At 72.3% G+C, this 11,805-nt stretch carries 9 protein-coding genes; 5 read left to right on the top strand and 4 right to left on the bottom strand.

Annotation, left to right across the window (positions count from 1 at the left end):
• Positions 1-4: 4 nt before the first annotated feature.
• Together ACTWPP_RS04210 and ACTWPP_RS04205 are read right to left on the bottom strand one after the other, a co-directional pair.
• Positions 5-1,264, bottom strand: coding sequence for a condensation domain-containing protein (locus ACTWPP_RS04210; protein WP_443102734.1), 1,260 nt, complete (start codon positions 1,262-1,264; stop codon positions 5-7).
• Between the two features lie 87 nt (positions 1,265-1,351).
• A complete protein-coding gene (locus ACTWPP_RS04205; RefSeq protein WP_443102733.1) occupies positions 1,352-1,474 on the bottom strand; it encodes a hypothetical protein in 123 nt (40 codons plus the stop codon).
• Positions 1,475-1,734: 260 nt separating this feature from the next.
• On the opposite strand from ACTWPP_RS04205, the gene ACTWPP_RS04200 reads away from it, so the two are divergent.
• From ACTWPP_RS04200 to ACTWPP_RS04180, 5 genes are all read left to right on the top strand, one after another.
• A complete protein-coding gene (locus tag ACTWPP_RS04200) occupies positions 1,735-2,382 on the top strand; it encodes a GNAT family N-acetyltransferase (protein WP_443102732.1) in 648 nt (215 codons plus the stop codon).
• The gene (locus ACTWPP_RS04195) at positions 2,379-3,350 is read left to right on the top strand and encodes a hypothetical protein (RefSeq protein ID WP_443102731.1); all 972 of its coding nucleotides are present in this window, start codon (positions 2,379-2,381) and stop codon (positions 3,348-3,350) included. Before ACTWPP_RS04200 ends, ACTWPP_RS04195 begins: the two co-directional genes overlap by 4 nt.
• 62 nt (positions 3,351-3,412) lie before the next feature.
• Positions 3,413-3,550: a hypothetical protein gene (locus ACTWPP_RS04190; RefSeq protein WP_443102730.1), complete on the top strand. Its 138-nt coding sequence runs from the start codon at positions 3,413-3,415 to the stop codon at positions 3,548-3,550.
• A 124-nt stretch (positions 3,551-3,674) separates the two neighbouring features.
• Positions 3,675-4,952, top strand: coding sequence for an amidohydrolase family protein (locus tag ACTWPP_RS04185; RefSeq protein WP_443102729.1), 1,278 nt, complete (start codon positions 3,675-3,677; stop codon positions 4,950-4,952).
• A gap of 28 nt (positions 4,953-4,980) precedes the next feature.
• Positions 4,981-9,522: an SDR family NAD(P)-dependent oxidoreductase gene (locus tag ACTWPP_RS04180; RefSeq protein WP_443102728.1), complete on the top strand. Its 4,542-nt coding sequence runs from the start codon at positions 4,981-4,983 to the stop codon at positions 9,520-9,522.
• A 1-nt stretch (position 9,523) separates the two neighbouring features.
• Here ACTWPP_RS04180 and ACTWPP_RS04175 read toward each other — a convergent pair whose 3' ends face one another.
• Both ACTWPP_RS04175 and ACTWPP_RS04170 read right to left on the bottom strand, forming a co-directional pair.
• Entirely contained in the window at positions 9,524-11,026 is a 1,503-nt protein-coding gene (locus ACTWPP_RS04175; protein WP_443102727.1) for an amino acid adenylation domain-containing protein, read from the bottom strand.
• Complete coding sequence (locus ACTWPP_RS04170) at positions 11,023-11,805, bottom strand: hypothetical protein (protein ID WP_443102726.1); 783 nt, start codon at positions 11,803-11,805, stop codon at positions 11,023-11,025. Before ACTWPP_RS04170 ends, ACTWPP_RS04175 begins: the two co-directional genes overlap by 4 nt.

Here is an 11,805-nt window from a genome sequence, read left to right as displayed (position 1 = left end):
TCCCTCACCGGCTCGAACCCGACGTCAGGTCTCTTCTGAGTGTCTCGGTGACGTCCTTCTCGGCGTCCGCGGAGAACACTCCGGAGTCGAGCAGCGCCTGGACGTCGAGGACGTCCGGGTAACTGAAGGCCAGCAGGCTCATGCCCGGCGTCAGGTAGTCGATCCGGGGCAGGTACTGGGCGCCGCTCAGCCGGCCGGCCGCGCGGCCGTCCAGTGCGGACATCTTCCGGTAGTTGATGGACAGGTCGGGGCCGAACTCGTCTCCCCAAGTCCTGGACCGCCGGGCGCGGACCATGGCGCGGAGCACCGCGCTGCCCACCCCGGCGACGAGACCGCGCGCGTCACCGGTGTCCCGCGGTCGCTCGACGACGACGGGGACCTCCAGGACGTACATGCCGACGACTTCGCGCTCGCCCGGTCCGCGCATGTCGACCGGCACGGAGATGCTGATCCGGTCCTGCCGGGTGAACCGGAAGACGGTCCTGGCGAAGGCGGCCAGGATCCAGGTGAACTCCGTGCAGCCGTGCAGGTCGGCCTGCTCCCTGAGCGCCGCCAGCTCGGTTCCGGAGAGGGACAGGGTGGACTGCCTGCTCTGGCCGCCGTCCTCCCCGGGATCCGGTGGCGGCACGTCGAACCGGGTGGGCGGCGATGGATCCGGGCGGTCCCGTCCGGTGGAGCGCCGTCCGCCGCCGATCGCCTCGGACTGCCGGCTGACCGAGTCGGCGAATCCCCGGCGGGGCAGACCGCGGGGGGTGCGGCCCGCCGCGGCGTCCGCGTAGGTGCGCAGCAGGTCGTGGATGAGCAGATCGGCGCCGATCCCGTCGACCGCCATGTGGGAGAAGCCGACCATCAGCGTGTGGACGGTAGGGCTGTACCGGAAGAGCCGGAACTTGAAGGGGTAGGCGTCCCCGCCCCATTCCCGGCGCACCTCCTGGACCAGGATGTGCCGAACATAGCGGCTGAACTGCTCTTCCGAGCGGGCGAGGACGCTCTGGCAGGAGATCAGGCCGGCCCGGGGCGGCAGGTCCCTGATCCGCTGGCGCGGTTCTCCGCCGGGCCGTTCGAGTATTTCGACGCGCAATGCCTCGTGCCGCGACACGAGGGTCTCGACGCTGTCGGTGAGCCGGTCGACGTCCAGTTCGCCGGGAAGCCGGAAACAGGACCAGATCGCCATGCGCAGTGCGGGATTCCTGCGTATCACCGCGAAGTGCTGCAGTTGGCCCGCGGTGAGCGGAAGTTCAGCGGTCTCTCCGGAACCCGTCATTCCTCGGCTCCTCCCCGGGGCGGTGCCGTGTGCCGGGCGGCACGAGGGAGAGCAGGTGCGCCCCCCGTGCCGCCCGGCCTGTCACCGTCACTGGTTCTTCTTGGCCGGCACGATGATGTCGTCCGCGCCGCCGACGACGTCGTCGAGTTCTTCGTCGGCAAGAGCGGTGATGTCGACCGTCTCGTTTTCCCGTTTCGGGTCCTTGCCCATGAATGGCACCTCCTTCCCGCATCCGGTGCTGACGGTGCGGCCGGCCCGGCACCACGCGAGCGAAGGCCGGGGCGGCCGTTCCACGGCACGTGGGAGACGCTGCCCGCGGGCACCGGCTCACACAGGAGGAACCGTAAGTCATAAGGCGGCCGAACAGCACTTCCCGAATGCGGGTTGGCGACAACTAGCCACCCGGCTTTCCCCGCCCCCGGCGGGCCGCTACCTTTACACCCCAGCGAGACACGGGAGGCTGAGGTCGCATGCCCAATAAGTATTCGGTGACGCTTGCGCCACTGCGGGAGGAGGATTACGCCCTTCTCTCCGAGTGGACCTCGTCGGATACCTGGATCTACGCTTCCGGTGTTCGCAGCCATGCCCGCCCGGCGGAGTTGAAGGCATTTCTGGAGCAGGCCGACGACGAGTTCCTGATCGCGTGCACGCCGGACGGCCAGGCCCTCGGCATGGTCAGCTGGAAGGCGACCCAGACGCCGGGGAACTATGAGATCGGCATCATGATCGGCGATGCCGACATGTGGGGCGCCGGCTTCGGCCTGGAGGCGTCGATCCTGCTCGTGGGAATGCTCTTCGACGCGAAGAACGCGCATCGGGTGGAATTCACCTGCGGGATGTTCAATCGGAAAGCGGTCGAGAACATGTGCGCCGGGCTGATCACCATCGAAGGTGTTCTCCGGGACTACTATTTCGTTGACGGGTCCCACCATGACGCGCTCGTCGGATCGATTCTCAGGGACGAGTACTACGCCTTGCGAGACCCCTCCGAAGTGGTCCCCTCCGCGGACAAGGAGGCGGCCCGGAGGATCGTCGCAGAATTCATCGAGAAGAACCCCATTGTGCCGCGCAATGGTTCCGCGGCTGAGCCCACCGCGACGGGGAGAAACCGCCCATGACGACTTCCACCACATCCGACGCCCTGCTCAGGCAGCTGTTCCCGCGGGGTGACATCTTCGCCGTGGCCGACGACGCCGAGCTGGGGCGGGCCGCGGCGGAGCGGGGGCTGGCGTACGTCCCCCTGGAACAGGCCGAGGAGCTGCCGGCCGGCGCGAACGTCGTCCTCCTCCTCCAGCACCACATGATCAGCAAGCGGATCCGGCTGATGTTCAAGCACCAGAGCGTGCTGGTGGTGCCGATCATCAGCTTCGACGGCTCGCCCGGGCCCGCCCGCTACACGCTCGACATGACCCTGCGGACCGACTGGGTCCGCGCCGCGGACACGGCGACCTACTGGATCGAGAAGCTGCGGGAGGGGGCCGGGCAGGTCGTCTTCGGGCCGCCTGAGCCGCTCCCCGCGGACGGGGACGCGGACACGATGCGGCTCGTGTGCTCGCTGGGCGCCGCCCTGTCCGTGGACGCGTGGCCGCGCGCGACGATCGGAGCCGGCAACTGGGTGAGCGTCGGCAGCTGCTGCGAACTGTCCATCACCAGGCAGGCAGGGCAGACCGGTGCCGACTCCTTCAGCATGGACGGGACCGCGCACGCCGCCGGTGTCCTGGCCGCGTGCGATCCCCGGTGCACCGAGTCCGGGCGGAAACGGGTCGAGGAGGCCCGGGTACTCAGGGCGGAGATCGCCGAACTCGGCGCCATCCGGCTGGAGATGAAGGACAACGTGCTGACCGGGATCACCGCGGGCGGCAGGGACTTCACCGAGGAACTGCTCAGCGCGACCAATCCGGATCACGGCCTCCAGGCCCTCGAACTGGGCCTGGGGACGAACCTCGGGGTCCTGCCGGACGTCGACTGGCGGGTGAATTCGCAGCTGAACGAGGGCGCCGGCGTCATGCACATCGGATTCGGAGACGGGTTCACCGGGGCGCACATGGACTTCGTCGTCCCCGAGTGCGACCACCACTTCCGCTGATGCTCCGGGCCGCGCTCGCGCGCCCGGCTCGTGTCCGGCCGGTAATGGAGAGGAGGTGTGACATGCGGGAAGTCAACGTTAAGCCCCAATCCTGGAGCGTCGTCGACGACGAGAGCTTCCTCACCGACGAGGACGGAGAGGAGTACCTCGCGATCGACCCCGAAGCGTACGCGTTCACCTACAACTACGCGCGCACGTGACCAGCGGCGGTCCGGTGACAGGGGACGGGCTCGCGCGGCCCCCGTCACCGGCCTCCCCGCAGGGTTCCGGTTCCCGGAAGACAGCACCGGAAGACAGCACCTGAAGAAGGCAAAGGAAGCAGTCATGGGCGGACACAGCCGCCACGTCATCATCTCCGCCGACTGCCACGGGGGCGCGGAGCTCGTGCAGTACCGGGACTACCTGGACTCCGCCTACGCCGACGACTTCGACCGCTGGGCCGCGGAGTTCACCGTCCCCTACGAGGACCTGAAAGGCCCCAATGCCTCGCGCAACTGGGACTCCGCGCGCCGGACGGCCGAGCTGGAGTCGGACGGGGTCGTGGCCGAGGTCATCTACCCCAACACCGTGCCACCGTTCTTCTCCACGTCGTCGCTCGCCAGCGCCCAGGAAGGGGTGGCGGGCGCCGAGGGCCTGAGGCGCCGGCAGGCCGGGCTCAGGGCCCACAACCGCTGGCTGGCGGAGTTCTGCCGGGACGCCCCGGGCCGCCGGGCGGGCGTCTTCCAGATCACGCTCCACGACGTCGACGCGGCGGTCGCGGAGGTCCGGTGGGCACGCGAGGCGGGCCTCACCGGCGGCGTCCTGCTGCCTGGCGCTCCTCCCGGCTCCGGTGTGCCACCGCTCTACCACCACTCCTACGACCCGCTGTGGAGCGTCTGCGAGGAGCTCGGCGTCCCGGTGAACTGCCACGGAGGCGGGGCGGGCCCGAGGACGGGCGACACGCCCATCGATGACATGTTCTTCCTGCTCGACCTGCGCTGGTGGGACGTCAGCCGGTTCCGGCAACTGATCCTCGGCGGCGTCCTGGAACGGCATCCCGGCCTGAAGGTCGTCTTCACCGAGTCCGGCATGGGCTGGATTCCCCGGGAGCTGCGCAAGATGGACCGGCTCTTCACGTCCATGCGCTCGGCCGGAGGCGGCGGCGCGGTCGCCTACGACGCCGAGAGCGCCGTCGACGGCCTGTCCCTGCGGCCCAGCGAATACTGGCATCGGCAGTGCTACGCGGGCGCCACCTTCGTCCACCCGGGCGAGGTCGCGATCCGGGACGACATCGGCATCGACAAGATCCTCTGGGGCAGCGACTACCCGCACCTGGAGGCCTCCTACCCGTTCTCCGCGGCGGCCGTGAGCACCGCCTTCCAGGGGGTCCCGGTCGCGGACACCGAGCGGATGCTGGCCGGGAACGCGGCGCGGCTGTACGGGTTCGACCTGGACCGCCTGCGCACCGTCGCGGACCGGGTCGGACCGACCCACGACGAGGTCAGCGCGGGGACCGACCTGTCGGCGCTGCCGCCGGAAGCGGCCGGCTGCCCCGCGTTCGCCGGACTGATGCCGGGCTCGGCGAAGGTCCGCATGGGAGACAACCGCGGGGCGGGCAAGTAGATCCGCCGGACGGCACAAGGAGCTGCACGTGTACGGAGAGTACGGGGACGCGATCGCCGTCGTGGGCATGGCCGGCCGGTTCCCCGGCGCGCGCGGCCTGCCGGAGTTCTGGGACAACCTCCGCGCCGGCGCCATGTCGCTCAAACGGCTGACCGACGATCAGCTCCGCCGCGCCGGTGTGCCGGAGGACGTCCTGGCCGACCCGGCCTACGTCAAGGTCGCCGCGCAGATCGACGACTTCCACCGGTTCGAGCCGGCGCTGTTCGGCATCACCCCGCGCGAGGCCGAGGCGATGGACCCCCAGATCCGGGTCCTGCTGGAGATCAGCCACGACGCGCTGCACGACGCCGGATACGACCCGTACCGCTTCGGCGGCCGGATCGGGATGTACGCCGGGGCCGGGCACAACGAGTACCTGACGCGGCACGTGCGCGCCAACCCCTGGTTCATGGAGACGATCGGCGAGGCGCGCGCTCGGATCGACAACCACACCGACTTCCTGTCCACCGCCGTCTCCTACCACCTGGGGCTGCGCGGCCCGTCCGTCAGCAGCGTCACCGCCTGCTCCACCTCCCTGGTGACCGTGCACATGGCGTGCGCGGCGCTGTTCAACAGCGAGTGCGACATGGCGATCGCCGGCGGGGTGGACATCCCGCTCCGGCTGTACGGCGGCTACCACCACAGCGAGGGCGGCGGGCTCCTGGCGACCGACGGCATCGTCCGGCCCTACGACGCGAAGGCGTCCGGGACGGTGTTCGGCGCGGGCGCCGGCGCGGTGGTGCTCAAACGGCTGAGCCAGGCCGTCGCCGACCGGGACGCCGTCCACGCGGTGGTCATCGGCTCGGCGATCAACAACGACGGCGCCGCGAAGCCCGCGTTCGCGACACCGGGGGAGCGGGGCCAGGCGGAGGTGCTCGCCGCCGCCCTGCGGACGGCCAAGATCGACCCGGCGTCGGTCGGCTACGTCGAGGGCCACGGCACGGGCACGCCGATCGGCGACCCCATCGAGGTGGCCGCGCTGAACCGGGCGTACGGTGCGGGCCGCGGGGGCGCGCGGACCGTCGCGCTGGGCTCGGTGAAGGGCAATGTCGGCCACCTCGGCGCGGCCTCCGGGATCTGCGGGTTCATCAAGGCCGTGCACAGCGTCCGGGAGGGGATCATCCCGGCCAGCCTCAACTTCACCGGCCCGAACCCGGACATCGACTTCGACGCCGGGCCCTTCCATGTCGTGGACCGCACCATGCCCTGGCCGCGCGACCCCGCTCCCCGCCGTGCGGCCGTGAGCGCCTTCGGCGTGGGCGGTACCAACGCCCATCTGATCCTGGAGCAGCCCCCGGAGGTGGAGACCGGCGCGCCGCGGCGGCCGTACCAGCTCCTGACGTTCTCGGCCCGCACCCCGACCGCACTGGCGGCCATGGAGGAGGCGTTCCAGTCCCGGCTGAGCGCGTCCCCTCCGGACGAGGACGCGAGCGGGCTCGCGGACATCGCCTACACGCTGGCCGAGGGCCTTCCCGTCCGGGCCGTGCGCCGTGCGGTGGTCGTGGCCGACCGGGAGGACGCCGTACGGCGGCTGGGCGCGGGGCGGGCCGCGCCGGCGCACCCGGTGCCGCGCGACCGCACCCCCAAGACGGCCTTCCTGTTCCCAGGGCAGGGCGCCCAGTACGTGGGCATGGCGCGCGGGGTCTACGAGCGCGAGCCGGAGTTCGCCGCGGTCCTGGACCACTGCTGCGACGTGCTGCGCCGCTCGCACTCGCTCGACCTGAGGAGCGTCCTGTTCCCCGCGACGGCCGAGGAGGCCGGACGGGCCGAGGCCTTGATCGGCCGGACGTCGGTCACCCAGCCCGCCCTCTTCGCCGTGGAGTACGCGCTGGCCCGGCTCTTGACGTCCTGGGGCGTCGAGCCCGCCGCCATGGCGGGCCACAGCGTCGGGGAGTACGTGGCCGCCGCCCTGGCCGGGGTGATGGACGCCGACGACGCGTTGTGCCTGGTCGCCGAGCGCGGCATGATGATCGAGTCGCTGCCGTCCGGGTCCATGACGGCCGTCGCCCTGCCGGAGGACGAACTCGGCCCGCTGCTCCCGCCCGGCGTCGACCTGGCGGCCGTCAACGCCCCCGGCATGTGCGTGGTCTCCGGCCCGGACGCCGCCATCGGCGACCTGGAGAAGTCGCTGTCCGCGCGGAAGGCGGGGGTCAGCCGCCTGCGCACGTCGCACGCCTTCCACTCCCGCATGATGGACCCTGTCCTGCGGGCTTTCGCGGACCGTGTCGCCGCGGTGCGGCTGCGGGCCCCCCGGATCCCGTTCGTGTCGACCGTGACGGGCGACTGGATCACCGCCGAGCAGGCCACCGACCCGGCGTACTGGACGCGGCACGTCCGCGCCTGCGTCCGCTTCGCCGACGCCGCGCGGCTGCTGCTCGCGGACGGCGGGTACTGCTTCGCGGAGGTGGGCCCCGGGCAGACGCTGTCCAACCTCGTCACCGAGACGGCCCGTGCGACCGAGCCGGCCTCCACCGAGCCGGCCCTCACCGAGCCGGCCCCCGCCCGGGCGAAGCCCGTCCCGGCCGTTCCCCTGCTCCGCACCGCGCGGGATGAGCGCGACGACCTCCGGGTCCTGCTGGAGGGCGTGGGCCGGCTGTGGTCGTACGGCTGCCCCGTGGACTGGGACCGCTTCTGGGCGCACGAGGAGCGCGGCCGGGCGCACGCCCCCTCCTACCCCTACGAGCGCGAAACTTTCTGGGTGAAACCGGCGGGCGACAGGACCACCGCGAACGTCCCCCGGGACGATGGACCGCTCTACGTGCCGACCTGGACCGAGACGGGCCCGCCGCAGGCCTCCGCCGTGGACGGCGCCGACGCGTGGGTGGTGTTCGCCCATCCCGACGAGGCCGTGACCGGCGAACTGATCCGGCTCATCCGGGCCGGGAGCGGGAACGTCGTCGTCGTCACGCCCGGTGGCCGGTACGCGGAGACCGCGGACGGCGCGCACACCGTCCGGCCGCGCGAGGCCGCCGACTACGGCAGGCTGGCCGCCGCCGTCCTCGACGCCGGGCCGGGACGGGTCCACCTCGTGCACGCCTGGCTCCTCGGCGGCGGCTCCGTGCGCACCGAGCAGGCCACCGTGCGCAGGCACCTCGACCTCGGCCTGTACAGCCTGCTGCTGGCACTCCAGAAGTTCTCCCGGAGGTCTGCCGGGACCGCGCTCGAAGTCTCGGTCCTGACCAGCGGCATGCAGGACGCCCTGGGCGACGGCGACGTCCACCCGGCGAAGGCCGCGGTGCGCGGGCTGCTCAAGACCGTGCCCCGGGAGATGCGTTCCGTCGCCATCCGCGGTGTCGACGTGGGAGAGGGCAAGGCCGGGACCGTCGCCACGCAGCTGTTCCGGGAGTTGCGGTCCGGTTCCACGGACCGGGAGGTGGCGCTGCGCGGCCGGAAGAGGTGGGTCGCCGGGCACTCCGCGATCCGGCCCGAGGAGGCCGCGGGCATGCCGTCCGTCCTCAAGGAGGAGGGCGTCTACGTCGTCACCGGCGGCCTGGGCGGCCTCGGCCTGGAGCTGGCCAAGGATCTGGCGACGCTGGCGCGGGCGCGTGTCGTGCTGGTGGGCCGCACCGGGCTGCCGGACCGCTCCGAGTGGGAGTCGCTCGCCGCCGGGTCACCGGACGAGGCGCTGCGGGAACGGCTCCGGGCGGTCCTCGACGTGGAAAAGGCCGGCGGTCACGTGCTGGTGTGCGCCGGGGACGTGGCGGACGAGGACCGGATGAGGGAGATCCGCGCGGAGGTGATGCGCGTCCACGGCCGGGTCGACGGCGTGTTCCACCTGGCCGGTGTCACCGGCGGCGGTCTCATCGAGATACGCGCGCAGGCGGCCGTCGGGCGGGTGCTCGCGCCGAAGGTGCAGGGCACCTATGTGCTGGACCGGGTGTTCCGGCCGCAGCTGCTGGTGCTGTACTCGTCCATCGCGGCCATCACGGGCGACTACGGCCTGTCGGACTACGCCGGGGCCAACGCGGTAATGGACGCCTACGCTCAGGCCCAGTGGAGCGCCGGCCGCCACGTGGTCTCCATCAACTGGCCGCAGTGGACGGGCGTGGGCATGGCCGCCCGCGCCGAGTACGCCGTCCAGGACGCCTACCGCGAGATCGCCGTCAGCCCGCCGGAGGGGGCCGGGGTGCTGCGATCGATCCTGGCCTCCGGCGCCGGTCCGCAGGTCGTGGTGAGTCCGGGAGGGCTGAGCAGGCGGGAGGCGCTCGTCGACCGGTTCGCCGCCACCGTGGGCGGGGCCGGTACCGAGACCACCGGGTCCGCCCTGGCCGCCCGGTACGTCGACACCCCGTACGCGCCGCCGCAGACCAAGGTCGAGAAGGCGCTGGCGACGCTCTGGCAGGAGGCCGTCGGGGTCGAGCAGATCGGGCTGGACGACGACTTCCAGGAGCTGGGCGTCAGCTCGATCATCGCGGTGCGGCTGCTGGCGCGGATGTCGGAGGTGTTCGGGGTGGACGTCTCCGTCGGGGAGTTCTACGACTGGCGGACGCTACGGGCGGCCGGCGCGGCCGTCGCCTCGGCCACCCGGTAGCTCAGCCGCCCGGCAGCTCGCGGGCCCGCCGCGTGAGCGCCAGCCGGTCCACCTTCCGGTTGGCGTTCAGCGGCAGGTCGTCCACGTACGCGAAGTGCCGCGGGACCAGGTACCGGGGGTAGAAGGACGCGAGTTCCTTCATCAGCACGGCCGCCGGCCGCTCGTCGCCCGTCAGGAACGCGACCAGCCGTCCCTCGACCGCCACCGCGACGGCCTCGCGCACCCCCGCCAGCCTCCGCAGGCCCGCTTCGACCTCCGCGAGCTCCACCCGGACACCGTTGATCTTGACCTGGTGGTCGGCGCGGCCGAGGTAGGCGAGCTCACCGTCCTCGGCGTGGCGGACCAGGTCGCCCGTGCGGTACCAGCGCCGCCCCTCATGGTCCAGGAAACGGCCGCCGTCGTCGGCCGGGTCGAGGTAGCCGGGGAACATCTGGTCGCCGGTGACGCACAGCTCGCCGGTGCCGTCCTCGTTCTCCTCCCCGCCGAGGATCAGGTACCGCAGACGGGGGTGGACGGTCCCGATGGGGACGACGTCGTTGACCGCCAGCTCCGGCGACCGGTCCGGGTCGAACCGGTGGACGCTGCACGAGATGGTCAGCTCGGTCGGCCCGTAGAGGTTCTCCAGGCGGGAGTTCGGCGCGGCCTCCTGCCATTCGGCGGCGTCGCGGACCAGCAGCGCCTCGCCGCAGAACAGGCTCCACCGCACCCCTGGAAGCGACCCGGGCTCCAGCCCCCTGGCCTTGCGGACCAGGCCGATCATGCTCGGGGCCGAGAACCAGACGGTGATGCCGTGCTTGGCCACGAAATCGGGCAGCGACACGTACACGTGCTTGGGGACGCTGACGACGGTGCCCCCGGCGCCCCATCCGACGAAGAGGTCGAACATCGCCAGGTCGAACGTCAGGTCGTAGGTCTGCGAGAAGACGTCCGCCGCCGTGAAGTCGTAGCGCGCCCTGATTTGCCGGAGGTAGGCCGCCGCGTTGGAGTGCAGGACGGGGACGCCCTTGGGCCGTCCGCTGGAGCCGGAGGTGAAGAGGATGTACGCGACGTCCTCCGGCGAGGACGGCAGCGGCTCGTCCAGGCCGGGGCCGGCGGGCCGGTGCACCACCTGGACGTCGCCCAGCGCGTCGGCGAGCTCCGCGACCACGGGCAGCCCCTTGGCGTCGGCGACGAGGCCGTCGAGCGGGGCGGCGTCGATCATGTGGCGGAGGCGTTCGGGCGGGAAGGCCGGATTGAGCGGGACGGCCGCCGCGCCGGTGTACAGGGCGGCGAGCAGACCGGCGTACATGTCCTCGCTGCGGGAGCCGAGCACGCCGATGCGGCGCGGCCTGCGCGGACCGCGGGCGACGAGATCGCCGGCGAGCCGCAGCGCGCGTTGGTGGAGGCGTCCGTAGCTGATGCTCTCCGCGCCGATGCGCAGCGCCTCCGCGTGCTCGTCGCCGTCCACGCTCCACAGGAACGCCTCATGGAGCAGGCGCTGCTCGGCGGCCGCTGTCTTCTTCACCGTGGGTCCTCCACTGGAACGCTGGACATCGTCAGTTCGCCGGGACGGACGACGTCGAGGAGCAGCCAGCCCCACCGCTCGTCGCCCATCGTCCGCAGCAGTACGAGCTCGCCCGGGGCGACCGCCCCGGACGACAGCGCCGCGTACAGGTCGAGCCACGCGTCGCAGGCGCCGGGACCGGAGAAGACGCGTGCGTGCCGCGCCTCCGCGGGCGGTGCGGGCGCCTCCGGGGGCGTCTCGCCGCAGCCGGCGACACGGAGCGCTCCGGTGCGGGCGAGCCTCAGGGCGACCGCGGCGAAGGCCGGCTTCTCGGCCGGCACGACCACGTAGGCGGGGTCGTCGACGATCACGACGGTGGCGCCCCGGTCCTCGGGGACGGCCCAGCCGAGCAGCCGGAACACCTGCGTCCCGCCCTGCTCCGCGAGGTGGCTGATCCCCACGTCGTCACCGGTCCAGCCGACCGCGCGGACGGTGGCCGCGAGGGGCGCCGTCATCGGGTCGAGCACCGGGCCCGAGCGCACCAGCACGAGGGTCTGGTGGCCGTCCGGGGGACCGAGCGCGCCGAGCGCCCGCCAGGTGGCGGCGTAGTCCGCGGCGTCGGCCGGGTCGCCCGGCTCGGGGTGCCGCGCGCACACCCGCGCCAGGGGGACGCCGCGGGTGCGCGCGATCATCTCCGCCACCTGCCGGCGCAGGCTCCTGCGGCCCAGCTCGTCCGCCGGCCGGAGCCGCGGACGCGAGCGGACCGCGATGGCGAACGCGTCGATGTACAGCTCGGCCAT

Source organism: Actinomadura sp. 3N407, assembly GCF_052245875.1.
GTDB lineage: Bacteria > Actinomycetota > Actinomycetes > Streptosporangiales > Streptosporangiaceae > Spirillospora.
This window is presented reverse-complemented; position numbering and strand designations above follow the sequence as displayed.